Origin of the sequence: Azoarcus indigens (assembly GCF_004361735.1) — a bacterium.
Lineage (GTDB): Bacteria > Pseudomonadota > Gammaproteobacteria > Burkholderiales > Rhodocyclaceae > Azoarcus > Azoarcus indigens.
Genome location: NZ_SNVV01000023.1, coordinates 1 through 23,389, shown reverse-complemented (window position 1 = coordinate 23,389; position 23,389 = coordinate 1). Strand labels below are relative to the sequence as shown.

The 23,389-nt window shown below is 70.7% G+C and carries 23 protein-coding genes; 20 read left to right on the top strand and 3 right to left on the bottom strand.

What is annotated here, in order from left to right:
- The first annotated feature begins 4 nt into the window (after window positions 1–4).
- The 6 genes from C7389_RS20155 to C7389_RS20130 all read left to right on the top strand — a co-directional run bounded on the left by C7389_RS20155 (window position 5) and on the right by C7389_RS20130 (window position 5,954).
- The gene (locus C7389_RS20155; protein ID WP_133594457.1) at window positions 5–961 is read left to right on the top strand and encodes an ABC transporter permease; all 957 of its coding nucleotides are present in this window, start codon (window positions 5–7) and stop codon (window positions 959–961) included.
- Complete coding sequence (locus C7389_RS20150; protein ID WP_133594456.1) at window positions 958–1,830, top strand: ABC transporter permease; 873 nt, start codon at window positions 958–960, stop codon at window positions 1,828–1,830. Before C7389_RS20155 ends, C7389_RS20150 begins: the two co-directional genes overlap by 4 nt.
- The gene (locus tag C7389_RS20145; RefSeq protein ID WP_133594455.1) at window positions 1,827–3,692 is read left to right on the top strand and encodes an ABC transporter ATP-binding protein; all 1,866 of its coding nucleotides are present in this window, start codon (window positions 1,827–1,829) and stop codon (window positions 3,690–3,692) included. The genes C7389_RS20150 and C7389_RS20145 overlap by 4 nt, the downstream gene beginning before the upstream one ends.
- Window positions 3,693–3,774: 82 nt before the next feature.
- Window positions 3,775–5,250 carry an NAD-dependent succinate-semialdehyde dehydrogenase gene (locus C7389_RS20140; RefSeq protein WP_133594454.1) on the top strand — a complete coding sequence of 492 codons (1,476 nt, stop codon included), beginning with the start codon at window positions 3,775–3,777 and terminating at the stop codon, window positions 5,248–5,250.
- A 77-nt stretch (window positions 5,251–5,327) separates the two neighbouring features.
- Window positions 5,328–5,573, top strand: a complete 246-nt coding sequence (locus tag C7389_RS20135; protein ID WP_133594453.1) for a hypothetical protein — start codon at window positions 5,328–5,330, stop codon at window positions 5,571–5,573.
- Between the two features lie 177 nt (window positions 5,574–5,750).
- Window positions 5,751–5,954 (top strand): PIN domain-containing protein, encoded by a 204-nt coding sequence (locus tag C7389_RS20130; RefSeq protein WP_133594452.1) that lies wholly within the window; start codon window positions 5,751–5,753, stop codon window positions 5,952–5,954.
- Between the two features lie 14 nt (window positions 5,955–5,968).
- Here the strand turns inward: C7389_RS20130 and C7389_RS20125 are convergent, their stop codons facing one another.
- From C7389_RS20125 to dmeF, 3 genes are all read right to left on the bottom strand, one after another.
- Window positions 5,969–6,310, bottom strand: a complete 342-nt coding sequence (locus tag C7389_RS20125; protein ID WP_133594451.1) for a type II toxin-antitoxin system RelE/ParE family toxin — start codon at window positions 6,308–6,310, stop codon at window positions 5,969–5,971.
- Entirely contained in the window at window positions 6,310–6,585 is a 276-nt protein-coding gene (locus C7389_RS20120) for a type II toxin-antitoxin system Phd/YefM family antitoxin (RefSeq protein ID WP_133594450.1), read from the bottom strand. The genes C7389_RS20125 and C7389_RS20120 overlap by 1 nt, the downstream gene beginning before the upstream one ends.
- An 86-nt stretch (window positions 6,586–6,671) precedes the next feature.
- Complete coding sequence (dmeF, locus tag C7389_RS20115; RefSeq protein ID WP_133594449.1) at window positions 6,672–7,622, bottom strand: CDF family Co(II)/Ni(II) efflux transporter DmeF; 951 nt, start codon at window positions 7,620–7,622, stop codon at window positions 6,672–6,674.
- Between the two features lie 216 nt (window positions 7,623–7,838).
- Here dmeF and C7389_RS20110 point away from each other — a divergent pair, with 216 nt between their 5' ends.
- The 14 genes from C7389_RS20110 to C7389_RS20045 all read left to right on the top strand — a co-directional run bounded on the left by C7389_RS20110 (window position 7,839) and on the right by C7389_RS20045 (window position 23,216).
- A complete protein-coding gene (locus C7389_RS20110) occupies window positions 7,839–8,114 on the top strand; it encodes a metal/formaldehyde-sensitive transcriptional repressor (RefSeq protein WP_133594448.1) in 276 nt (91 codons plus the stop codon).
- 202 nt (window positions 8,115–8,316) lie between these two features.
- Window positions 8,317–8,688, top strand: a complete 372-nt coding sequence (locus C7389_RS20105) for a hypothetical protein (RefSeq protein WP_133594447.1) — start codon at window positions 8,317–8,319, stop codon at window positions 8,686–8,688.
- Between the two features lie 119 nt (window positions 8,689–8,807).
- Window positions 8,808–10,067, top strand: coding sequence for a TolC family protein (locus C7389_RS20100; RefSeq protein WP_211168528.1), 1,260 nt, complete (start codon window positions 8,808–8,810; stop codon window positions 10,065–10,067).
- Window positions 10,064–10,678 carry a hypothetical protein gene (locus C7389_RS20095; protein ID WP_211168527.1) on the top strand — a complete coding sequence of 205 codons (615 nt, stop codon included), beginning with the start codon at window positions 10,064–10,066 and terminating at the stop codon, window positions 10,676–10,678. The genes C7389_RS20100 and C7389_RS20095 overlap by 4 nt, the downstream gene beginning before the upstream one ends.
- Window positions 10,675–11,877 (top strand): efflux RND transporter periplasmic adaptor subunit, encoded by a 1,203-nt coding sequence (locus C7389_RS20090; RefSeq protein ID WP_133594446.1) that lies wholly within the window; start codon window positions 10,675–10,677, stop codon window positions 11,875–11,877. The genes C7389_RS20095 and C7389_RS20090 overlap by 4 nt, the downstream gene beginning before the upstream one ends.
- Before the next feature lie 13 nt (window positions 11,878–11,890).
- The gene (locus tag C7389_RS20085) at window positions 11,891–15,121 is read left to right on the top strand and encodes an efflux RND transporter permease subunit (RefSeq protein ID WP_133594445.1); all 3,231 of its coding nucleotides are present in this window, start codon (window positions 11,891–11,893) and stop codon (window positions 15,119–15,121) included.
- Between the two features lie 176 nt (window positions 15,122–15,297).
- Entirely contained in the window at window positions 15,298–15,678 is a 381-nt protein-coding gene (locus C7389_RS20080; RefSeq protein ID WP_211168526.1) for a hypothetical protein, read from the top strand.
- A 224-nt stretch (window positions 15,679–15,902) separates the two neighbouring features.
- Window positions 15,903–18,083: a TonB-dependent siderophore receptor gene (locus tag C7389_RS20075; protein WP_133594444.1), complete on the top strand. Its 2,181-nt coding sequence runs from the start codon at window positions 15,903–15,905 to the stop codon at window positions 18,081–18,083.
- 21 nt (window positions 18,084–18,104) lie between these two features.
- Window positions 18,105–18,881, top strand: a complete 777-nt coding sequence (locus tag C7389_RS20070; RefSeq protein ID WP_133594443.1) for a DUF4198 domain-containing protein — start codon at window positions 18,105–18,107, stop codon at window positions 18,879–18,881.
- Between the two features lie 472 nt (window positions 18,882–19,353).
- Window positions 19,354–20,583 (top strand): acetyltransferase domain-containing protein, encoded by a 1,230-nt coding sequence (locus tag C7389_RS20065; protein ID WP_133594442.1) that lies wholly within the window; start codon window positions 19,354–19,356, stop codon window positions 20,581–20,583.
- Between the two features lie 73 nt (window positions 20,584–20,656).
- Window positions 20,657–21,499, top strand: a complete 843-nt coding sequence (locus tag C7389_RS20060) for a MotA/TolQ/ExbB proton channel family protein (RefSeq protein ID WP_133594441.1) — start codon at window positions 20,657–20,659, stop codon at window positions 21,497–21,499.
- A gap of 37 nt (window positions 21,500–21,536) precedes the next feature.
- Complete coding sequence (locus C7389_RS20055) at window positions 21,537–21,968, top strand: ExbD/TolR family protein (protein WP_133594440.1); 432 nt, start codon at window positions 21,537–21,539, stop codon at window positions 21,966–21,968.
- A gap of 13 nt (window positions 21,969–21,981) precedes the next feature.
- Window positions 21,982–22,413, top strand: a complete 432-nt coding sequence (locus tag C7389_RS20050) for an ExbD/TolR family protein (RefSeq protein WP_133594439.1) — start codon at window positions 21,982–21,984, stop codon at window positions 22,411–22,413.
- 152 nt (window positions 22,414–22,565) lie between these two features.
- A complete protein-coding gene (locus tag C7389_RS20045; protein WP_133594438.1) occupies window positions 22,566–23,216 on the top strand; it encodes an energy transducer TonB in 651 nt (216 codons plus the stop codon).
- Window positions 23,217–23,389 lie beyond the last annotated feature (173 nt).

Below are 23,389 nucleotides of genomic sequence, written 5' to 3'. Positions count from 1 at the left end.
GGCCATGAACGCACTTGTACTCCGCCTGATCGCCGCCCGCATCGGCCTCGCGCTGGTGTCGCTGCTGCTGGTGTCGGCGGTGGTGTTCGCCATCACCGCGCTGCTGCCGGGCGACGCCGCGGAGGAAAAGCTGGGCCTGGAAGCCACTGCCGAAACCCTGGCGGCGCTGCGCCACGAGATGGGCCTGGACCGCCCGGCGCTGCTGCGCTACGGCGACTGGCTGGCCGGCATGGCCGGCGGCGACCCCGGCCGCTCGGTGGTGAGCGGCGCGCTGGTCGGCCAGCTCATCGCCAGCCGCCTGCCCAACTCGCTGCTGCTCGCCGGCCTCACCGCCGCCATCTCGGTGCCGCTGGCGCTGGGCCTGGGCATCGCCGCGGCGATGTGGCGCGGCTCCCGCTTCGACCGTGCCGTCAGCATGGGCGCGGTGGCGGTGGTGTCGGTGCCGGAATTCCTCATCGCCACGCTGGCGGTGCTGCTGTTCGCGGTGCAACTGCGCTGGCTGCCGGCGCTGGCCTACACCGGGCCGGACGCCGAGCTCGCCGAGCTGGCGCGTGCCTACGCGCTGCCGGTGTTCAGCCTGTGCTGCGTGATCATCTCGCAGATGCTGCGCATGACCCGCGCCGCGGTGGTGGACCAGCTGCGCGCGCCCTACATCGAGATGCTGCGGCTGAAGGGCGCCTCGCCGCTGCGCATGGTGCTGCGCCACGCGCTGCCGAACGCGCTCGGGCCCATCGCCAATGCGGTGGCGCTGTCGCTGTCCTACCTGCTGGGCGGCGTCATCATCGTCGAGACCATCTTCAACTACCCCGGCGTCGCCAAGCTGATGGTGGACGGCGTGACCCAGCGCGACATGCCGCTGGTGCAGACCTGCGCCATGCTGTTCTGCGCCGCCTACCTGCTGCTGGTCACCGTGGCCGACGTGCTCGGCATCGTCTCTAACCCCAAGCTGCGCCACCGATGAGCGACCAGCCCATGCCCGCTTCCTCTGCCCCCGCGCCGGCGCTGCCGGCCGAGCCGCCCCGGCGCCGGCTGCCACGGCTGCCGCTGCCGGGCCTGCTCGGCCTGGCGGTGATCCTGTTCTGGCTGGCCACCGCCCTCTTCGGCCCCTGGCTGCTGTCGCCCGAGGCCAACGCGCCCGGCGCCGACGAGGTGTTCGGCCGCCTCGGCGCCGCCCACCCGCTGGGCACCGACTACCTCGGCCGCGACATCCTCGCCCGCCTGGTGCTGGGCGCCGGCTACACCGTGGGCGTGGCCATCGTCGCCACCCTGCTGGCCAGCGCCGGCGGCACCGCGCTGGCGCTGCTGGCGGCGGTGCGCGGCGGCTGGGCGGACGGCACCCTGAGCCGCCTGATGGATACGCTGATCTCCATCCCCAGCAAGCTCTTCGCCCTCATCATGGTGGCTGCCTTCGGCTCCTCGGTGACGCTGCTGGCGCTGACCGCGGCATTGATCTACGTGCCCGGCGTATTCCGCATCGCCCGCTCGCTGGCGGTGAACATCAACGCCATGGACTACGTGGCGGTGGCGCGCAGCCGCGGCGAGGGCGAGCTCTACATCATGCGCCACGAGATCCTGCCCAACATGCTCGGCCCCATGCTGGCCGACCTCGGCCTGCGCTTCGTCTACGTGGTGCTGCTGCTCGCCGGCCTGTCCTTCCTCGGCCTGGGGGTGCAGCCGCCGGAGGCGGACTGGGGCTCGCTGGTGCGGGAGAACCTGGGCGGCCTGCCGGAGGGCGCGCCGGCGGTGATCGTGCCGGCGCTGGCCATCGCCAGCCTCACCATCGCGGTGAACCTGCTCATCGACAACCTGCCGGGAAGGGGTGAGCGATGAGTGCCGCGCCGCCATCTTCCGCTCCCGCGCAGGCCGCGCCGGGCCAGGGCGCCGCGGTGGCGGTGCGCGGCCTGCGCATCGCGGCCAAGGGCGCCAGCGGCGAGCACACCATCGTCCATGGGCTGGATTTCGACATCGCCCCCGGCGAGGTGCTGGCGCTGATCGGCGAATCCGGTTCCGGCAAGACCACCACCGCGCTGGCGCTGATGGGTTACGCCCGCCAGGGCTGCCGCATCGTCGGCGGCAGCGTGCGCATCGGCGACATCGACGTGCTGGGCCTGGACGCCGCCGCCCAGCGCCGCCTGCGCGGCCGCACGGTGGCCTACATCGCCCAGAGCGCGGCGGCCTCCTTCAACCCCTCGCGCACCCTCATGGACCAGGTGGTGGAGCCGGCGCTGATCCACCGCCTGATGTCGCGCGACGAGGCCGAGCGCCGCGCGGTGGCGCTGTTCCGCGAGCTGGCCCTGCCCAGGCCGGACAGCATAGGCCAGCGCTACCCGCACCAGGTTTCCGGCGGCCAGCTGCAGCGGCTGATGGCGGCGATGGCGCTGATCTCGGACCCGGCGCTGGTCATCCTGGACGAACCCACCACCGCGCTGGACGTGACCACCCAGATCGAGGTGCTGCGCGCCTTCCGCCGCGTGGTGCGCGAGCGCGGCACCAGCGCGGTCTACGTCACCCACGACCTCGCGGTGGTGGCGCAGATGGCCGACCGCATCCTGGTGCTGCGCCACGGCGCCGCGCGCGAGCTGGGCGACACCCGCCAGATCATCGAGGCGCCGGCGGACGACTACACCCGCAGCCTGCTCGCCGCCGCCCATCCGGCGCCGCGCGCGGGCGGCCCGGCGGCGGACGCCACCGCCACGCCGCTGCTCAGCGTGCGCGGCCTGGCCGCCGGCTACGGCCCGCGCGGCGCCGACGGCATGCCGGCGGTGCCCATCCTGGCGGACATCGACCTCACCGTGCGCCGCGGCCAGGCCATCGGCGTGATCGGCGAATCTGGCTCCGGCAAGACCACGCTGGCGCGCGTGGTCGCCGGCCTGGTGGCGCCGGCGCGTGGCGAGGTGCTGCTGGATGGCGCGCTGCTGCCGCCCACGCTGGCCCGGCGCAGCAAGGACCAGCTGCGCCGCATCCAGATCGTGTTCCAGATCGCCGACACCGCGCTCAACCCGGCGCACACGGTGGAGCGCATCCTGGCGCGGCCGCTGCAGCTCTACCACGGCCTCTCCGGCGCCGCGCTGCAGGCGCGCATCGCCAGGCTGCTGGACCTGGTGCAGCTGCCCTCGGCGGTCGCCGGCCGGCTGCCGGGCGGCCTCTCCGGCGGGCAGAAGCAGCGCATCAACCTCGCCCGCGCGCTGGCCGCCGAGCCGGATCTCATCCTCGCCGACGAGGTCACCTCGGCGCTGGACACCGTGGTCGGCGCCGCGGTGCTGGACCTGATGGCCGAGCTGCGGCGCGAACTGGGCCTGTCCTACCTCTTCATCAGCCACGACCTCAACACCGTGCGCGCGGTGTGCGACGAGGTGGTAGTGCTGTACGCCGGGCGCAAGGTGGAGAGCGTGCCGCGCGAGCGCGCCGGCGTGGCGGAAGGGATGGCGACCGGCTCCGCCGCCCGCCATCCCTACTTCGACCTGCTCGCCCGCTCGGTGCCGGAGCTGCGCCTGGGCTGGCTGGACGAAACCGCCGCCCGCGAGGCGCAGCAGCCCGCCGGCGCGCGCGCCGCCGGCTGCTGCGTGTTCCTGGACCGCTGCCCGGTGCGCCTGGCCGGCGTCTGCGACAGCCTGCCGCCGCCGCGCCGCAGCCTGCCCGGCGGCGGCGAAATCCTCTGCCACCGCGCCGAAGTACCGGCCGCCCGTGCTTGAGCTGCGCGCCGCCGCCGGCGCTTTCGCCCTTCCTTCAGCCCTGATTTTCGATCGCGCCGGCCCCCGGCGCAGGAGTGCCGCCATGTCCGCCCTCAGCCTCGTCCGCAGCGAACTGCTGCGCCAGCACAACTTCATCGACCAGCAATGGCGCGCCGGCGCCGACGAGCGCTGGCTGGCGGTGCAGGACCCGGCCACCGGCATGCCCTTCGCCCGCGTGCCCGACAGTACCGCCGCCGATGCCGCCGCGGCGGTGGAGGCCGCCCACGCCGCCTTCCCCGCCTGGCGCGCCTTCACCGGCCGCGAGCGCGCCCAGTTCCTCAAGCGCTGGCATGCGCTCATCCTCGACAACCGGGAGGACCTCGCCCGCCTGATCTCGCGCGAGCAGGGCAAGCCGCTGGCCGAAGCGCGTGGCGAGGTGGTGTATTCCGCCAGCTATGTCGAATGGTTCGCCGAGGAAGCGCCGCGGCTGTACGGCGACGTCATCCCGGCGCCGGCGCCCGGCCGCCGGATGATGATGGTGCGCGAGCCGGTGGGCGTGGTCGCGGCGATCACGCCGTGGAATTTCCCGGCGGCCATGATCACCCGCAAGATCGCGCCGGCGCTGGCCGCCGGCTGCACCGTGGTGGCCAAGCCGGCGGAAGACACGCCGCTGACCTCGCTGGCGCTCGTCCGCCTCGCCCAGGAAGCCGGCTTCCCGGCTGGCGTGCTCAACATGGTCACCGCCGCGCGCGAGCGCGCCGCCGAAGTGGTGGACGTCTGGCTGGCCGACGGCCGGGTGCGCAAGCTCACCTTCACCGGCTCCACCCCGGTGGGCAAGCACCTCGCCCGCGAATCGGCGGCGACGCTGAAGCGCGTGTCCATGGAGCTGGGCGGCAACGCGCCCTTCATCGTGTTCGAGGATGCCGACCTGGACGCCGCCGTCGCCGGCCTGATGGCGGCCAAGTTCCGCAACGGCGGCCAGACCTGCGTCTGCCCCAACCGGGTGTTCGTGCACCGCGCGGTGCATGAGGACTTCGTCGCCCGCCTGGCGGAGAAGGTGGCCGCCCTCAAGGTCGGCCCCGCCAGCCGCGCCGACAGCGAGATCGGGCCGATGATCAACGCCCGCGCGGTGGACAAGATCGCCCGCCACGTCGAGGACGCGCTCGCCCACGGCGCCCGCGTGGTGGTTGGCGGCGAACGCCTGCCGGCGCTCGGTCCCAACTACTACGCGCCCACGCTGCTCACCGGCGTCACCGCCGCCATGTGCTGCAGCCGCGAGGAAACCTTCGGCCCGCTGGTGCCCATCAGCCGCTTCGACGACGAAGCCGAAGTTCTCGCCGCCGCCAACGACACCCCCTTCGGCCTCGCCGCCTACTTCTACAGCCGCGACATGGCCCGCGCCTGGCGCGTCGCCGGCCTGCTGGAAACCGGCCTGGTCGGCATCAACGAAGGCGCCCTGGCCGCTGAGGTCGCCCCCTTCGGCGGCATCAAGGAATCCGGCTACGGCCGCGAAGGCTCGCGCCAGGGGCTGGAGGACTACACGCAGATGAAGTATCTGTGCCAGGGCAGCCTGGGGTGAGGGGCGGCGGGCAGTCCGGCTTGCCGGCAGTCTGAGCGCCTCCTACTCTGGCCGGCGAGTCTTGCGGGAGCGCTGCAATGGGACATGCCGAACTGATCCACAAGCTGGAGTCGCTATCCACCGCGCAGCGTGCCGCGGTGCTGCAACTCGTCGATGCCCTGGCGGCCGAGCACAGGCGGCGTGATCACAGCGGCCTTGAGCAGGCCATCGCTACTGCTCGCGGCTCCTGGCCGCAGCGGATGACGGCGGCGGAAGTCGATGCCGAGCTTGCGCGCATGCGTGGCGAATGGGAGGACAGGGACGGCTTCGGCGAGCGCACATGATGCCCTGTGTGCTCGTACCAATCTGCTGATCTACTTCCTGGATCAGAACGTTGCCCCGGCGGTGCTCCAGCGCATCGAGAGCGCCATCGCGCGCCGGCCAGCTACTCGGTCATCACCCGCATGGAAATCCTCGGTTGGCGTGGTCACACGCCGTAAAGCCGGCAGCAGGCAGCGCTGTTGCTCGATCACCTGGACGAAATTGCATTGACCTCTGTCGTGGTCGACCGGGTGATCGCGCTGCGCTTCGAGCTTGGCATCAAGCTGCCTGACGCCATCATCGGCGCCAGCGCGCTGGTCGAAGGCTTGCCGCTGATGACTCGGAACATCGACGATTTCCGCCGCATTCCCGGACTGCAGCTGGTCGATCCGTTTGCCGCCTGAGCGGCTGCCGGCCCTCAGGCGCCCAGCAGCCTGCGCGCCAGCAGCGCCTGCATGTCGCGCCGGCTGTCGGCGATCAGGTAGATGAGCACCTGATCGCCGCTGACGCGGTAGATCACCCGGTAGGGCTTGAAGGCGGTCTGGCGGTATTCCTTGATGCCCAGCGCGGTTAATTCTCCCGGGTAGCTGCCGCGCTCGGGGAAGTGGGCAAGGCCATCCACAACCTCCAGCAACTGATCCAGTACGCGGTCCGCATTGGCCGGGCAGTCGAATTCGGCGATGTAGTCGTGGATCGCTTCCAGGTCCTGCTCCGCGCCGGTGGTGAACAGCACCTCGAAGCGGGGCGGCGAGCCGGGCATCAGGGGTTTGCCCGTCTGGCGCGCAGGCGCGCGATGACCTCCGAGGCCGGCTTGAGCTTGTCGGCGGCCACTTCCTGGTTGCCCAGTGCCAGGATCTTCAGCAAAGCCAGCGTCTCCTGCGTCTGTTCGTAGGAGGCGACATCCTGCAGCACTGCCTTGGCCTCGCCGTTCTGGGTGATGACCAGCGGCTCGCGTCGCTCGGCGAGCTGGCTCAGCACTTCCGCCGCATTGGCCTTGAGATAGCTGATGGGTTTGACCTGGGAGGAATAGCGCATGGTGATGGCCCGACAGTGGAATGGGCTGAATATAGTCTTTTTACGGTCTGCTCAGAAGGGCCACTTCTTTGTGGCTGGAGCTCGCCTCACCATGGATTCACCTCCACCGTCACATGCACCAGTTCCTCGTGCTCTTCCAGCCGCGCCTTCAGCATTTCCGGCAGTAGCGGTGCGGCGGAGGCGACGGCGAGGATGCAGGCGTATTTGCCGCGGCCCACGCGCCAGACGTGCAGGTCGCTGATCTGCGCCGGTTCGGGCAGGGCGGCGACGGCGGCGCGGACTTCGGCCACCACCGGCGCGTCCATCTCGGCATCCAGCAGCGCGCGGCCGCTGTCGCGCAGCAGGCCCCAGGCCCACACGGCGACCAGGATGGCGCCGGCGATGCCCATCGCCGGGTCCAGCCAGGCGGCGCCCCACAACTTGCCGCCCAGCAGGGCGAGGATGGCCAGCACCGAGGTGGCGGCGTCGGCGATCACATGCAAGTAGGCTGCGCGCAGGTTGAGGTCGTGATGGTGCGCATGGCCGCGATCGTGTTCGTGGCCGTGGCCGTGCTCATGGCCGTGATGATGATGCTGATGGTCGTCGCGCAGCAGCCAGGCGCAGGCGAGATTCACCAGCAGGCCGGCCGCCGCGATGGCGATGGCCTGGTCGTAATGGATGGGCACCGGCGCCAGCAGGCGCGCGCCGGACTGCCACAGCATGGCCAGCGCCACGCCGGCCAGCAGGATGGCGCTGGTGTAGCCGCCCAGCACCTCGATCTTCCAGGTGCCGAAGGCGAAGCGCGGGTCGCGGGCGTAGCGGCGGGCGGCGGCGTAGGCCAGCAGCGACAGGCCCAGCGCCAGCGCGTGGGAGCTCATGTGCCAGCCGTCGGCCAGCAGCGCCATCGAGTTGAACAGCCAGCCGCCGATGATCTCCGCCACCATGGCGGCGGCGGTGAGCAGCACCGCGTAGCGGGTGTTGCGCTCGGCCAGCGGATTGCCTGCGTCGAAGACGTGGCTGTGCCGCCAGCGCTCGGCGGCGGGGAGGGTGGGGGTCATCGCGGGGCTCCTGAGGGTTCCGGGTATACTGCCCCCCAGTATATGGAGGGTCAAACCCGGCATGCTCCCGGAGTCCGGCCCCGGCCTGCTGCGGTTTCGTGTCTGCCGCCGATTCCGCGCTGCGCGCCGGCCGTTCCTGCCCCGCCGGCCAGCCCATTCAGACGCCGGATTTGCTACCGTGCCGGGCTTTGCCGGGTACCGCGTTGAGGACGCCGCATGGCACATACGATCAAGGGCAAGAAAGCGCTGCTCACCCGGGTGCGCCGCATCCGCGGGCAGGCGGACGCGCTGGAGCGGGCGCTGGAGCAGGAGCAGGAGTGCGGCGCGGTGCTGCAGCAGATCGCCGCCATCCGCGGCGCGGTGAATGGCCTGATGATGGAAGTGCTGGACGGCCACCTGCGCGAGCACCTGGGCGCCGAAGGGCAGAGCCCCGCAGAGCGCGAGGCCGACCTGGACCGGGTGGTCGGCGTGCTGCGTTCCTACCTCAAGTGAGGCGGCTGCGGTAATACCGGAACGGTGCCGCGGCAGCATGGTCTGCCGCGGCATAAAACGCTGCCGCCGGGGCGTTTCCTGCGGCAGAACGCTGTCATCGACGGTAGTTGACGCTGCTGCGCCCCCCATCTTTGGAACGAAATTGCGGTCGGCGGGCGGCGAACGCAACAGATTCTGCTGCGCCGCTTCCATAATGGTCTTCATGACCCAGCGCCTGCTCCTCCTGCTGATGCTTGCTTCCGTGCTCTGCCACGCTGTCGTGGTGCAGGGCGCGTGGGCCGCCACCGGCGTCGGCGAGCAGGCCCTGCATGCGCTGCTGCACTGGCAGGGCAGCGCCCATCACCACCACACACATCAGCACGCCGGCGATCACGGCCACTTCCACCAGGACGACTCGCCCAGCTCCCTCAAGCATGTGAATGCCGACGGCGCGCTCTACGCCGCCGCGCTGCTGCCGGCCGGGCTGATCGTGCTGCCCGGCCTGCCGCGCGCCTCGCTGCAGGTGGCCGCCGCCGCCGAGCCGCCCATCCCCTTCCTGGAACGCTTCAAGCGACCTCCCCGCCTCGCCGCCTGATCCCCCCATCCCCGCCGGCGCTGGCCGCCGCGGGGCGGATCAACGGTGGCCGGCCGCAGGGCGTTTCGTCCCGCGCCGCGCCCCTACACGGCGAGACTCTCTTGAGAACCAGACTCTGGATGACTTCCTGCGCACTCGCGGGAAGCATGTTGTGCTGCGCCGCCCAGGCGCAGACCCCCACCGCCGCGCCCATGGCTCCCGTGGCCCATGGCGGGCTGGCCCATAGCGGGCTGGCCCATCACGGGCTGGCCCAGGCGCTCGACGCCGCCTGGCAGCGCACCCAAGCAGGCACCGAGGCGGCGGCAGCGCGCGAGCGTGCGGCCGCCGCCCGGCTGGCGGCCGACAGCCTGCTGCCGGCGCCGCCGGCCCTTGAACTGAACCACCGCAGCGACCGCTGGCACAAGGACACCGGTGCGCTCGAAAACGAAGTCGGCCTCGCCCTGCCGCTGTGGCTGCCCGGCCAGCGCGCCGCGCGCCAGGCGGCGGCCGCCTCCGCCGCCACCCTGGCGGAAGCGGACGAAGGCGCCAGCCGGCTGCAGCTGGCCGGCGAAGTGCGCGAAGCCGCCTGGGCGGTGGCCGGCCTGCAGGCCGAGGCGGCGGTGGCGCAAGCCCAGCTCGGCTATCTGCGCGACATCGCCACCGACGTTGGCCGCCGCGTCCAGGCCGGCGAGCTCGCCCACAGCGACGCGCTGGCTGCCGAGGCCGAAGCCCTGGCCGCCGAAGGCGCCCTGGCCGAGGTGCGCGAACGCCTGTTCGCCGCCCAGGCGCGCTGGCTGGCGCTGACCGGGCTGGACGCCCTGCCGGCGCTGGACGAAGCCCCCGCGCCCGCCAGCGCGGACGCCCTGCCCGCCGGCCATCCGGCGCTGCAGCGTGCCGCCCAGGCGGTGGACAAGGCCCGCCGCGAAGTCGAGGTGGTGCGCCGCGATGTCATCGATGCCCCCGAGCTGACGGTGAGCTACCGCCGCGAAGTGGCCGAGCGTGGCGCCGCCGCCGAGCGCAGCCTGGCCTTCGGCCTGCGCCTGCCTTTCGGCGGCGATGCCCGCAACCGGCCGCTGGCCGCCGCCGCGCAGGGCGAGCTCGCCCAGGCCCAGGCGGAGGAAATGCGCCTGCGCCTGCAGCTGGAAGGCGATCTCGCCGCCGCCCGCGCCGGCCTGGACGCCGCCCGGGCCCAGGCCGCCGCCGCCGGCAAGCGCACCGGCCTGCTGCGCGAACGCGCCAGCCTCATCGACAAGGCCTTCCGCGCCGGCGAAGCCTCGCTGCCCGAACTGCTGCTGGCCGCCAACGCCGCCGCCCAGGCCGATGCTGCGATGGCGCGCCAGCAGGCCGCCCTCGGTCTCGCCCGCGCCCGACTCAACCAGATTTCCGGATTCCTGCCATGACTTTCCTACCGCAACTCCCCAGCCGGCGCCTGCTCGCCGGCGCCCTGCTGGCGGCGTCTGCCGCCTTCGCGCCCATGCCGGCCAGCGCCTCGCCCGGTGCCCACGGCCCCAACGGCGAGCACCTGGATGCCGCGCCCGCCGCCGTCGCCCTCTCCGCCAGCCCGCGGCTGGAGGCCCACTCCGAGGCCTTCGAGCTGGTCGGCAAGCTGGAACACGGCCAGTTCGCCTTCTACGTCGCCCGCTACGACAGCAACGAGCCGGTGCTGAACGCTCAGGTCGAGATCGAGCTGGGCGAGCGCAGGACGCAGGCGGTATTCCGCGTCGAACAGGGCGATTACCTGGTCGCCGACGCCGCCTTCACCGCCGCGCTGGCGGCGCCCGGCGAACATCCGCTGCTGTTCACCCTCAGCGTCGGCGACGAGAGCGATCTGGTGGATGGCAGCCTCAAGGTGGCGGCCGACCAGGCCGGCCACGCTCACGATCCGGCGCAGGCGGGCGGCGGCCTGCCGCCGCTGGCCTGGGGTGCGGGCGGCGTCATCGCCGTCGCCGCCCTCGGCACCCTCGCCCTGCGCCGGCGCAAGCCGGCTTTCCCCACCGGAGGCCGCGCATGAACCGCCCGATTCCTCTCGCTCGGGGCGCGTCAGCCCGGGGCGCGTTAGCCCGGGGCGCGCTGGCCCTCTCGCTTTCCCTGGTATTTCCCGCCGCCGCCCTGGCCTCGCCCGGCGCCCACGGTCCCAATGGCGAACACCTGGATGCCCCCGGTGCCACGGTGAATGCTTCCGGCCTCGCCCGCCTGCCCGATGGCAGCGTGAACGTGCCGGTAGCCGCCCAGCGCCGCATGGAAATCCGCACCCGCTTCGCCGAGGAAAGCGAAGCCGCCGTCACCGTGGAACTCTCCGGCCGGGTGGTGATGGACCCCAACGCCGGCGGCCGGGTGCAGCCGATGTACGCCGGCCGCATCGAGCCCGGCCCCAAGGGCCTGCCGTTGGCCGGCCAGGGGGTGCGCGCCGGTGAGGTGCTGGCCTGGCTGCGCTACCAGCCCGAGCCTTTCGCCCTGGCCGAGCAGCAGGCTCTGCTGGTGGAGGTGCGCAATAACCGCGCGCTGGCCGAGCAGCGCCTGTCGCGGCTGCAAGGGCTGGCCGGCACGGTGCCGCGCAAGGAGATAGACGCCGCCCGCGCCGAGCTGGAAAGCCTGCAGGCGCGCGAGCGCCGCATGGGCGGCGCGCTGCAAGGCCGCGAGGCGCTGAAGGCACCGATGGATGGCGTGATCGCCCGCGCCGAGGTGGTCGCCGGCCAGGTGGTGGAAGCGCGCGACATCCTCTACGAAGTGGTGGACCCGGCGCGGGTGCTGATCGAAGCCACGGTGGCCGATCCGGCGCTGGCGGCCAAGGTCGAGAGCGCCCGGGTGGTGGAAGCGCCGGCGGTGGCGCTGCAGCTGGTCGGCTCCGCCCGCAGCCTGCGCGACGGCGTATTGCCGCTGACCTTCCGCGGCGTGGCGAAGGAGGAGGGCGCCAACACCCCTGGCGCTGGCAAGGCCGCGCCGGCGCTGCCGCTGGCTGTCGGCCAGCCGGTGACGGTGGTGGCGGCGCTGGCCGAGCGCACCAGGGGTTTCGTGCTGCCGGCGGAAGCGGTGGTGCGCAACCCGGCCAACGAGCCCATCGTCTGGATCAAGTCCGGCGCCGAGCGCTACATTCCGCAGCCGGTGCAGTACCGGCCGCTGGATGCCAGCCGGGTGGTGATCACCCATGGCCTGGGCGCTGACAACCGCGTGGTGGTGCAGGGTGCGCCGCTGATTGCGCAGATCCGTTGAGCGAGGCCCGGCCATGTTCAACTGGATCGTTCGTTACAGCCTCGCGAACCGCCTGCTGGTGCTCGCCATCGCGGCACTGATGCTGGCCTATGGCGCGGTCACCGCTTGGCGCACGCCGGTGGATGTCTTCCCCGACCTCAACAAGCCGCTGGTGACGGTGCTGACCGAAGCCGGCGGCATGGCGCCGGAGGAAGTGGAGCAGCTCGTCACCTTCCCGCTGGAAACCGCGCTGGGCGGCATGCCGGGGGTGAGCCGGGTGCGCTCGGTGTCCGGCGTCGGCCTGTCCATCGTCTATGCCGAGTTCGACTGGGGCACCGACATCTACCGCAACCGCCAGCTGGTGGCGGAGCGCCTGGCGCTGGTGCGGGAGCAGCTGCCTGTCGGCATCACGCCGATGATGGGGCCGGTGTCGTCCATCATGGGCGAGGTGATGCTGATCGCGCTGCCGCTGGAGCGCCTGCCCGGCGACCCCGCGCAAACGCAGCCGGCGCCGGGCCGCCCCAAGCCGGCTGCGGTCCCCGCGGGGGACCGGACGGCGGCAGCACCGCCGGCCGAGGGGCCGTATGTCTCGCCCATGCAGGCGCGGGAGTATGCCGACTTCGTGTTGCGGCCGCGGCTGCTGTCCATCGCCGGCGTGTCCCAGGTCATCCCCATCGGCGGCGAGGTGCGCACCCTGCGGGTGGAGCCGGATACCGCGCGCATGGCGCAGTTCGGCGTGTCGCTGAACCAGGTGGAGGAGGCGCTGCGCGGCTTCGCCGGCAATGCCGGCGGCGGCTTCATCGACCTCAACCGCCGCGAGTATCTGATCCGCCACCTCGGCCGCAGCAACCGCGTCGAGGATCTGCAGGGCCTGGCGGTGGCCTGGAAGGAAGGCCGGCCGGTGCTGCTGGAGCAGGTGGCGCGGGTGCGCTTCGCCCCCAGCCTGAAGCGCGGCGACGCCGGCTACAACGGCCTGCCGGCGGTCATCGTCAGCGTGCAGAAGCAGCCGGCGGCGGACACGGTGCAGATCACCGGCGAGATCGAGCGCGCGCTGGCCGAGCTGACGCAGGGCCGGCCGGCCGGGCTGGCGGCGCCGCGGGTGCTGTTCCGCCAGGCCAACTTCATCGACGCCTCCATCGGCAATGTCACCGAGGCGCTGCGCGACGGCGCCATCATGGTCGCCATCGTGCTGTTCGCCTTCCTGTTGTCGGCGCGCACCACGCTGATCTCGCTGGTGGCGATTCCGCTGTCGCTGGCGGTGACCGCGCTGGTGTTCCACTGGCTGGGGCAGTCGATCAACGTGATGACGCTGGGCGGGCTGGCCATCGCCATCGGCGAGCTGGTGGACGACGCGGTGGTGGACGTGGAGAACATCCTGCGCCGGCTGAAGCAGAACCGCGCCGCCGCGCAGCCGCTGCCGCTGCTGGAGGTCGTCGCCAAGGCCAGCGTGGAGGTGCGCAGTGGCATCGTCTATGCCACCACCATCGTGGTGCTGGTGTTCGTGCCGCTGTTCGCGCTGCCGGGCATCGAAGGCCGGCTGTTCTCGCCGCTGGGCATCGCCTACATCGTCTCCATCCTGGCTTCCATGCTGGTGTCGATGACGGTGACGCCGGTGCTGGCGAGCTACCTGCTGCCGAAGATGAAGCGCCTGGACCACGGCGACAGCCCGCTGGTGAGCCGGCTGAAGGGCTGGGACGCCAAGCTGCTGAGCTGGTCCTTCCCGCGCGCCAAGGCGCTGATCGCGGTGGCGGTGGTGGCGGTGGCCGCCGCCGCGGCCAGCGTGCCCTTCTTCCCGCGCGCCTTCCTGCCGGCCTTCAACGAGGGCTCGCTGGTGCTGGGCATGGTGCTCAACCCCGGTACCTCGCTGGAAGAGGCCAACCGCCTCGGCATGCTGGCGGAAACGCTGATCCGCGAAGTGCCGGAGGTGACCCAGGTGGGCCGCCGCACCGGCCGCGCCGAGCTGGACGAGCATGCCGAAGGCGTGCATGCGGCCGAGATCGACGTCGATCTGAAGCCCTCCGGCCGCGACCGCGAGGCGGTGATGGCGGACATCCGCCAGAAGCTGGTCGTGCTGCCGGCCCAGGTCGCCATCGGCCAGCCCATCTCGCACCGGCTGGACCACCTGCTGTCCGGCGTGCGCGCCCAGGTGGCGGTGAAGATCTTCGGCGACGACATCGACACCCTGCGCGGCCTGGCGGAGCAGATGCGCCAGGGGCTGGAGAAGGTGCCCGGGCTGGTGGACCTGACGGTGGAGAAGCAGGTGCTGATTCCGCAGATCACGGTGCGCCTGGACCACCGCAAGGCGGCCCAGGCCGGCCTCTCCAGCGGCGAGGCGGTGCGCATGCTGCAGGCGCTGACCGACGGCTCGCACGGTGCCGAGATCGTGGACGGCCAGCGCCGCTACGACCTGGTGCTGCGCCTGCCGGACGAACGCCGCAGCCCGCAGGACCTCGCCCGCACGCTGATCGACACGCCGGCCGGCCGGCTGCCGGTGTCCGCCATCGCCACGGTGGAGGAAACCGACGGCCCCAACCAGGTCGGGCGCGAGAACGGCCGCCGCCGCATCGTGGTGTATGCCAACACCGATGGCTCCGACATGAGCAAGGTGATCGCCGGCGTGCGCGAGGTCATCGCCCGCACGCCCATGCCCACCGGCAACTTCGTCACCCTGGAGGGGCAGTTCCAGGCGCAGGAGCAGGCCACGCGGCTGATCGCCGGCCTGTCGCTGGTGTCGCTGGCGATGATCTTCCTGGTGCTGTACTCGCGTTACAAATCGGCGGTGCTGGCCGGGATCATCATGGCCAACATCCCGCTGGCGCTGATCGGCAGCGTGGTGGCGATGTGGCTGGCCGGGGTGACGCTGTCGGTCGCCTCCATGGTGGGCTTCATCACCCTGGCCGGCATCGCCACCCGCAACGGCATCCTCAAGGTCAGCCACTACATCAACCTGTGCCGCTTCGAGGGCGAGACCTTCGGCGACGCGATGATCGTGCGCGGTTCGCTGGAACGCCTGACGCCGGTGCTGATGACCGCGCTGGTGGCGGCCTTCGCGCTGGTGCCGCTGCTGCTGGCGGCGGACGCCCCGGGCAAGGAGATCCTGCACCCGGTGGCGGTGGTGATCTTCGGCGGCCTCATCAGCTCCACCCTGCTGGACACCCTGCTGACGCCGGTGGTGTTCCGCCTGTTCGGCGAGGCGGCTACCCGCAGGCTGGTCGAGGGCGACGGCGAATCCGCCGTCGGCGGCGCCCCGCAGGAGGCCTACTGAGTGCGGGAAGCGCGCATGGCCCATTTCGATGAAGCGGCCGGTTCTGCTCCCTCCCCCCTCGCGGGGGAGGGTTGGGGGCAAGGACGCGCTGAATCACCTCTCACCCGCCCTTGCAGCCCCCTGAAATCCACACGCCTAGCAACCCACTCACACCTCATCACCCAGGAGCAACACTCATGAAGACCCTGAAATCCCTGTTCGCCGCGCTGCTGCTCGGCTCCGCCGCCTTCGCCGCAGCCCCCGCCCTGGCCCACGGCGATGCCGCGCCCCAGCATGGCGGCATCGTCAAGTCAGCCAACGACCTCTCCTTCGAACTGGTCGCCGAGGGCGATGGCGCCGCCATCTACATCGATGACCACGGCCAGCCCTTCGCCACCGCCAACTCCAGCGGCAAGCTCACCGTGCTCGATGGCGCCAGCAAGAGCGCCGCCACGCTGGCGCCGGCCGGCGGCAACAAGCTGGTCGCCGCCGGTGCCAGGCTGCCGGCGGGGGCCAAGGTGGTGGCGGTGATCACCACCGCCGGCCAGACCGTGTCGGTGCGTTTCACCCTGCCGTAAGCGGGCGGGGCAGGGCGGAAGGAGGGCGCACTTTCCGTCGGGAAAGGCGCATTTCCTGACGAAAGCGGCAGGCAAAAAAGTGCTTCATGCCGTTTTCGCCGCCCTGCCGTGAATGCGGGTTTTCGTACAAGACCGGGTTCGCCGCTTCCCCGATTCTTCATGCTGAAACCGGTTGTTACGAATCGCAGCACCCCTCATATCCCTGCCCCCAGGAGTTGATCGACATGAGCCACCAGCGTCGCCTCCGCCGCGTGATCGCCCCCGCCGCGGCCTGCCTGTACGTCGCCACCGTTCCCGTCTATGCCGCCGATGCGGACGAGACGGTGGATGCCGCCGCCACTTCGCCCGCCTCTTCCGCTTCCTCCGCCGCGCTGGACACGGTGCAGGTCACCGGCAAGAAGCAGCCCTACCGCAACCTCACCGCCACCGGCGCCACCAAGACCGACGCCCTGCTGAAGGATCTGCCGCAAAGCGTGCGGGTGCTCACCGCCGACCTGCTGGAAGATGCCGGCGTCACCAACCTGGCCGGCGCGCTGGACCTCTCCAGCGGCGTTTCGCGCCAGAGCAACCTCGGCGGCCTGTGGGACAGCTACGCCATGCGCGGCTTCACCGGCGACCCCAGCTTCGGCTCCGACTACCTGGTGAACGGCTTCAACTACAGCCGCGGCTACAACGGCGTGCGCGACAGCGCCAACACCGCCACCGTCGAAATCCTGAAAGGCCCCTCCGCCGCGCTCTACGGCCGCGGCGAGCCCGGCGGCACGGTGAACATCACCACCAAGAAGCCGCTGTTCGAACGCGAAGGCCAGGTGGACATCTCCTACGGCAGCTTCGACGCCTTCCGCACCGCCATCGACCTCACCGGTCCGATCACCGACCGCGTCGCCTACCGCCTCAACGGCGCCTACGAGAAGGCCGGCAGCTACCGCGACCACGTCTCCTCCGAGCGCTCGATGATGTCGCCGTCCTTCATCTGGATGCTGTCGGACGACACCACCATCTCCTACGAGATGGAAGTCTCGCGCCAGAAGGCCACCTTCGACCGTGGCGTGGTCGCCATCAACGGCCGCGTCAGCTCGGCGCTGTCGACCTCGCGCTTCTACGGCAACCCGGAAGACAACGATCACGACACCGAGACCGTCGGCCACCAGGTCTTCGTCCAGCACTACCTGAACGACACCTGGCAGCTGCAGGGCGGCTTCAGCTATCGGGAAAGCTCCATCAAGGGCACTTCCACCGAAGTGCGCGATTACCGTACCGGCTCCACCACCGAACTGCGCATGCAGCACCGCAGCCGCGACAACGAAGCCACCGACTTGTCGGCCCGCGCCGAACTGCTGGGCAGCTTCATGACCGGCCCGCTGAAGCACAACGTGCTGTTCGGCGTCGATGCCTACCAGTTCACCGACGAGCGTCTGCAATACCGCATCGGCGACGCCGGCACCTACAACGTGTATGACCCGGCCGCCTCCTACGGCACCATCAACATGGGCTTCACCGCCGCCAACCGCAACACCGACACCAAGGAAGAGCAGGCGTCGCGCAGCATCTACGCCCAGGACCAGATCGACCTCAGCGAGAAGTGGAAGCTGCTGCTGGGCGTGCGCTTCGACGACTACGACCAGAAGCTCACCAACAACATCAACGGCCGGGTGGTGAAGAAGTCCCTCACCGCCACCAGCCCGCGCGCCGGCCTGGTGTTCCAGCCCAACAAGCAGGTGTCGCTGTACGCCCAGGCGGGCAAGACCTTCCGCCCCAACGGCGGGGTGAGCCGCGACTTCACCGCCTTCGACCCGGAAGAAGGCCGTGCCTACGAACTGGGCGCCAAGTGGGATTCCGCCGACCAGCGCGTCACCAGCACGCTGGCGCTGTTCCACATCACCAAGGAGAACGTGCTCAGCCCGGACCCGATCGACCCGAACAACTACTACGTGACCACCGGCGAAGCCGAGAGCAAGGGCCTGGAGTTAGACCTCTCCGGCGAAGTGTGGCCGACGGTGCGCCTGTCGCTGGCCTACGCCTACACCAAGACCGAAGTGACCAAGGACTACAGCTCGGTGCTGCAGGGCCGCGAACTGGCCAACGTGCCGCTGCACAGCGGCAACATCATGCTGGTGAAGAGCCTGACGCTGAACGGCAACCCGGCCTCCGTGGGCATCGGCGTGAACTATGTCGGCGAGCGCGAAGGCGCGGTGGCACCGACGACCGAGTCGGAGAACTTCAAGCTGCCGTCCTACACCACGGTGAAGCTCACCGGCTCCTACAACTTCGACAAGCGGACCAAGCTGATGCTGGAGGTCGATAACCTGTTCGACAAGGAGTACTACACCAGCTCCTACAGCCAGTACTGGGTCTATCCGGGCAGCCCGCGCGCCTTCAAGGCCACGCTGCAGCATCGTTTCTGATCCCTGGGAGAAATCGACCGCATGAAAAAGACCGCGCTCTTCCGTGCCCTCGCCGCCGGCCTGGCGCTCGCCGCCGCAGCGGGCGCCGCCCACGCCCACCAGATCTGGTTCGAGCAGGACGCCGGCAAGATCACCTTCCGCTACGGCGAGCTGGACGAGAACCTGCACGAAGTCTCGCCCGGCGGCCTGGACCGCTTCGGCAGGCTGGAAGCCAGCTGGCTGAAGGCCAGGGGCGCCGAGGCGCTGGCGATGGCCAAGCAGCAGGACGGCTACGCGGTGCCGGTGAAGGCCGCCGCCGGCGAATCCTTCGTCGCCATCGACAAGGCCTACCCGATGTTCGACACCAAGCGCGGCGACACCCTGCTGCGCACCTGGTGGGTGCCGGCGACGCGCTGGGTGGCGGACTTCTCGGCGCAGAAGGCGGTGCTGCCGATGGACATCGTGCCCACCGGCGTGACCCAGGGCGATGCCGCCGAATTCCAGCTCATCTACAAGGGCGAGCCGCTGGCCGGCGAGAAGGTGAAGGTGGCCACGCCCGCCGGCTGGGTGCGCTTCATCACCTCGGATGCGGACGGCAAGGTCATGGTCGCGCTGCCCTGGCGCGGCAACTACACCGTAGGCGTCTATTTCGTCGATGACATCGAAGGCGTGCGCGGCGAGGAGAAGTACCAGCTGGAGGGCTACAACACCTCCCTGTCCTTTCATGTCGCCAAGGGCGTCGCACCCTTCGCGTTGACGACGAAGACGCTGCCGGCCTCGGTGCTGGCCGAGCAGCGCAAGGCGGCTGCCGGCAAGTAAGCCGGCCTGCCCTTATCGCCGCGCCACCCCGGGATGGCGTCGCAACGCCCGTCGAGCCCCAGGCGCGACGGGCGTTTTTCTTTCATGCGGCGGCTGGCGCGCGGCATTTTCTGCTGTACCCGGATAGGGTCGGCACGATGCACCAAGAAGAGGCCTGAATATCACTATTGGTGCATCAAACGGCTGAAAAACCCCGGAAAACCGCCGCCGCGGGACGCCCCGGCGGCGCTCGCCGCCAGCCCGGCGGCGGGGAAGATTCTTTTGCGCGGGCGGCGACGGAATTTTGTGTCGCCGCCTCGTCGCCCCGGACCATATTCCCTTGAATTCACCGAGCGGCCCGCCGGCGGCCGGCGCTTGGCGCGAATGATGCGTTGAGAGGGGCGGAAAAGCGCCCGGCACACCGCCGTGGTGCGGCTACCGCGGACGGGCCCCGGCCCGGCACCGACTCCAACGATTTCAAGCGGGAGACTTCATGTCCTCTTCAGCAAGCCTGTCGCCCGGCGGCGCGGCCTTTGCCTCCAACCCGGCCCCGGCGGCAGCCCTGGCCCAAGCGACCCCGCGGGCGCCGCGCATCCTGTCCATCGACATCCTGCGTGGCCTGGTGATGCTGGTGATGCTGCTCGACCATGTGCGCGAGACGCTCTACCTGCACCTGCAGGTGAGCGACCCGATGAGCGTGGCGACGACGCCGCCCGAAGTGTTCTTCTCCCGCCTCGCCGCCCACTTCTGCGCGCCGGCCTTCGTCTTCCTCACCGGCCTCTCCGCCTGGCTGTACGCCAACCCGCCGTCCGGCACGCCGCGGCCGGTGAAGAGCTTCCTGATCAAGCGCGGCCTGCTGCTGCTGGCGCTGGAATTCACCGTGATCACCTTCGCCTGGAGCGGCGACCTGCCGCCCAGGGTGATCTACCTGCAGGTCATCTGGGCCATCGGCCTGTCCATGATCGTGCTGGCGCTGATGTCCGGCCTGCCGCGCCTGCTGCTGGCGGCCATCGGCTTCGTCATCGTGTTCGGCCACAACGCCCTCGCCGGCCTCAGCTTCGCGCCGGACAGCCCCTTCTACCTGCCCTGGACGCTGCTGCTGCACCGCGGCCCGGTGATCGCCGAGGGCGCGCTGCAGATCAAGCTCACCTACCCGGTGCTGCCGTGGATAGGCGTGATCCTGCTCGGCTGGGTGGCGGCGCCGCTGTACGCCCACACCGTGGCTTCCAGCCGCCGGGTGAAGGCGCTGCTGGCGCTGGGCGCCGGCTGCCTGGCGCTGCTGCTGGTGCTGCGCGGCTTCAACCTCTACGGCGAGAACGCGCCCTGGGAATACGGCGCCACCCGCGTGCACACGGTGATGTCCTTCCTCAACTTCACCAAGTACCCGCCCTCGCTGGATTTCCTGCTGATGACGCTGGGCACCGCCCTGCTGCTGCTGGCCGCTTTCGAGCGCACCGACAACCGCGCCACCCGCTTCCTCTCCACCTTCGGCGGCGCGCCGATGTTCTATTACATCGGCCACCTGCTGCTGTTGCTCGCCCTCTACAAGCTCGGCCTGGCGGTGTTCGGCCCCAACCAGGGCAGCCGCTTCGGCGTCGCGCCGGAGCAGTTCTGGGTGGTGTGGGTGGCCACCGTGGTGCTGATCCCGGTGCTCTATTTCCCCTGCCGCGCCTTCGCCCGCTACAAGCGCAGCAGCAAGCAGGCCTGGGTGCGCTACTTCTGATTTCCCGCCTTTCCCTTCCTTTCCCCTTGTCTTGGCCCCTCCCGTGACGGCCGCCCATCCTCAGGAGTCGTAAATGAAACTTCGGCGCTTCTCTTCCTCCCTCGCCCTGGCGTGCCTGCTCGCCTGCGGCAGCGTCGCCCCCGCCCTGGCCCAGTCCGCCGCGCCGGCCGAAAGCGCGCCCGCCACCCAGGCGGTGCCGCCGCTGAACCCGGTGCCGGCGCCGGCCGCCCACCACGAAGGCCACGGCGAGGCCCATGCCACCGACAACCCCTACGGCCTGCAGGCACTGTGGAGCGGCAGCGACGCGGTGGCCAAGGTGGTGCTGCTGCTGATGGTGATCATGAGCGCCGGCAGCTGGTACATCATCATCGCCAAGCTGTTCGAGCAGGCGAAGATGAACCGCCAGGCCAAGGCGGTGACCGGCGTGTGGAAGTCCGCCACGGTGAAGCACGGCGCCGAGAACCTGGAGCAGGGCAGCCCCTTCCGCTTCATCGCCGAAGCCGGCCTGGAAGCCACCAACAAGCACGACAGCCTGCTGGAGCATGTGGACCTGAACGACTGGGTGACGCTGAGCATCCAGCGCGCCATCGAGCGGGTGCAGAGCCGCATGCAGAACGGCCTCGCCTTCCTCGCCACCGTCGGCTCCACCGCGCCCTTCGTCGGCCTGTTCGGCACGGTGTGGGGCATCTACCACGCGCTCACCGCCATCGGCATCGCCGGCCAGGCCTCCATCGACAAGGTGGCCGGCCCGGTGGGCGAGGCGCTGATCATGACCGCCATCGGCCTCGCGGTCGCGGTGCCGGCGGTGCTCGGCTACAACTGGCTGGTCCGCCGCAACAAGGGCGTGATGGACCAGGTGCGCGGCTTCGGCAACGAGCTGCACACCGTCATCCTGTCGTCGGCCAAGCGCGCCTGAGCGCCGCGCGGCGAAGGACGGACAAAAGGACGCCATCATGGGCATGAACGTAGGTTCGGCGGACGATGACGACGATGCCGTCATGTCCGCCATCAACACCACGCCGCTGGTCGACGTGATGCTGGTGCTGCTGATCATCTTCCTCATCACCATCCCGGCGGTCACCACCTCGGTGCCGGTGCAGCTGCCCAAGGAAACCATAGAGACGCGCGAGACCAAGCCGGAGAACATCATCATCTCGGTCGATCGCGGCGGCTCCATCTACTGGCACGACGTGCGCATGGGCAATGCCGAGGCGCTGGTCGACCGGCTGAAGAAGGTGGCGGTGCAGCAGCCGCAGCCCGAGGTGCAGATCCGCGGCGACCTGGATGCCGCCTATGACGGCGTCGGCAAGGTGCTGTACGCCTGCCAGCGCGCCGGCATCGGCAAGGTCGCCTTCATCACCGAGCCGCCGGCGCGCGGCGGCTGAGCGGGAGAACGCCATGGGAATGAACGTAGGCAACGCCGGCGGCGCCGGCGATCCGGAAGTGATGGTGGACATCAACACCACGCCGCTGATCGACGTGATGCTGGTGCTCCTGATCATGCTGATCATCACCATCCCGATCCAGCTGCACGCGGTGAACCTCAACCTGCCGGTGGGCACGCCGCCCGCCAGCGACGTGCAGCCGGAGATCGTCAAGATCGACATCGACGCCGACAGCGCGGTGTTCTGGCAGGGCCTGCGGGTGGCCGACATGGCCGAGCTGGAACACAAGCTCGCCGGCCTGGCGGAAATGACCACGCCGCCGGACATCCACCTGCGGCCGAACAAGGCCGCGCGCTACGCGGTGGTGGCGGCGGTGCTGGCGGATACCAAGCGCCTGGGCCTGACCAAGATCGGCATCATCGGCAGCGAGCAGTTCGTCGAATGACGGCGCCGCACCACACCGCATGCCGGGCGCGGCCCCGGGCGCCCGCGCCCGCCGCCGCGCGGCAGGCAACCGCGGAGCCGCTGGCTCCGCTCAACTGTGGCGGGGAGGCGCCGGCCGCAAGGCCGGCCTGAGGCCCCGCGAACGGCAAGCTCATGGACTACGACTACCAACCCAAGCAAAGCACCGGGCGCTACGTCGGCATCGGCGCCGTCATCGTCCTGCACATCGTGATCGCCTGGGCGCTGGCCTCCGGCATGGCGCGCAAGGCGGTGGAGGTGATCAAGAAGCCGCTGGAAGCGGTGGTGATCCAGGAGGTGGTGCTGCCGCCTCCGCCGCCACCCCCGCCGCCGCCCAAGATCGAACCGCCCAAGGTGACGCCGCCCAAGGTGCAGGCACCGCCACCGCCGCCCTTCGTGCCGCCGCCGGAAGTCACCCCGCCGCCGGCACTCGAGCCGGCGCCGGTGATCCAGGCGGTGCAGGCGCCGCCGCCCGCCCCGCCGGCCATCGAACCGCCGCCGCCACCGGCACCGCCCGCACCCCAGCCGGCGGCCGCCAAGCCGGATATCGGCGTCGCCTGCCCGGTGCAGGCGCGGCCGGAGATCCCGCTGAAGGCGCTGCAGAGCGGCCAGGGCGGCACCGTGCGCGCCGAGGTCACCATACGCGGCGGCGCGGTGGCGGACGTGCGCATCCTGTCCGGCCCCCGCATGTTCCATGCGCCGGTGCGGGAAGCGCTCAGGCAGTACAAGTGCACCGCTGCCGACGGCACCGTCGCCGTGCAGGACTTCGACTTCAAGATCGAGTGAGGCGCTTCGCTCCGCGCAGCAACGCGGGGCGCGGCAAGCGGCCGGGTTTGCCTGCGAGGGCGGCCCGGCCGTTTTTTTGGTTCATCGCGCCTTTCCGGGGAAGGCGGCCTTGATCTTCAGGAAGAAATAGGCTGAGTCGCGGAATCCGTAGGCCATGCGCTTGATGACCTTGA

Coding starts and splice junctions, on each gene's coding strand:
- C7389_RS20155 (WP_133594457.1), top strand. CDS start 5: ATGAACGCACTTGTACTCCGCCTGATCGCCGCCCGCATCGGCCTCGCG.
- C7389_RS20150 (WP_133594456.1), top strand. CDS start 958: ATGAGCGACCAGCCCATGCCCGCTTCCTCTGCCCCCGCGCCGGCGCTG.
- C7389_RS20145 (WP_133594455.1), top strand. CDS start 1,827: ATGAGTGCCGCGCCGCCATCTTCCGCTCCCGCGCAGGCCGCGCCGGGC.
- C7389_RS20140 (WP_133594454.1), top strand. CDS start 3,775: ATGTCCGCCCTCAGCCTCGTCCGCAGCGAACTGCTGCGCCAGCACAAC.
- C7389_RS20135 (WP_133594453.1), top strand. CDS start 5,328: ATGGGACATGCCGAACTGATCCACAAGCTGGAGTCGCTATCCACCGCG.
- C7389_RS20125 (WP_133594451.1), bottom strand. CDS start 6,310: ATGCCCGGCTCGCCGCCCCGCTTCGAGGTGCTGTTCACCACCGGCGCG.
- C7389_RS20120 (WP_133594450.1), bottom strand. CDS start 6,585: ATGCGCTATTCCTCCCAGGTCAAACCCATCAGCTATCTCAAGGCCAAT.
- dmeF (WP_133594449.1), bottom strand. CDS start 7,622: ATGACCCCCACCCTCCCCGCCGCCGAGCGCTGGCGGCACAGCCACGTC.
- C7389_RS20110 (WP_133594448.1), top strand. CDS start 7,839: ATGGCACATACGATCAAGGGCAAGAAAGCGCTGCTCACCCGGGTGCGC.
- C7389_RS20105 (WP_133594447.1), top strand. CDS start 8,317: ATGACCCAGCGCCTGCTCCTCCTGCTGATGCTTGCTTCCGTGCTCTGC.
- C7389_RS20100 (WP_211168528.1), top strand. CDS start 8,808: ATGACTTCCTGCGCACTCGCGGGAAGCATGTTGTGCTGCGCCGCCCAG.
- C7389_RS20095 (WP_211168527.1), top strand. CDS start 10,064: ATGACTTTCCTACCGCAACTCCCCAGCCGGCGCCTGCTCGCCGGCGCC.
- C7389_RS20090 (WP_133594446.1), top strand. CDS start 10,675: ATGAACCGCCCGATTCCTCTCGCTCGGGGCGCGTCAGCCCGGGGCGCG.
- C7389_RS20085 (WP_133594445.1), top strand. CDS start 11,891: ATGTTCAACTGGATCGTTCGTTACAGCCTCGCGAACCGCCTGCTGGTG.
- C7389_RS20080 (WP_211168526.1), top strand. CDS start 15,298: ATGAAGACCCTGAAATCCCTGTTCGCCGCGCTGCTGCTCGGCTCCGCC.
- C7389_RS20075 (WP_133594444.1), top strand. CDS start 15,903: ATGAGCCACCAGCGTCGCCTCCGCCGCGTGATCGCCCCCGCCGCGGCC.
- C7389_RS20070 (WP_133594443.1), top strand. CDS start 18,105: ATGAAAAAGACCGCGCTCTTCCGTGCCCTCGCCGCCGGCCTGGCGCTC.
- C7389_RS20065 (WP_133594442.1), top strand. CDS start 19,354: ATGTCCTCTTCAGCAAGCCTGTCGCCCGGCGGCGCGGCCTTTGCCTCC.
- C7389_RS20060 (WP_133594441.1), top strand. CDS start 20,657: ATGAAACTTCGGCGCTTCTCTTCCTCCCTCGCCCTGGCGTGCCTGCTC.
- C7389_RS20055 (WP_133594440.1), top strand. CDS start 21,537: ATGGGCATGAACGTAGGTTCGGCGGACGATGACGACGATGCCGTCATG.
- C7389_RS20050 (WP_133594439.1), top strand. CDS start 21,982: ATGGGAATGAACGTAGGCAACGCCGGCGGCGCCGGCGATCCGGAAGTG.
- C7389_RS20045 (WP_133594438.1), top strand. CDS start 22,566: ATGGACTACGACTACCAACCCAAGCAAAGCACCGGGCGCTACGTCGGC.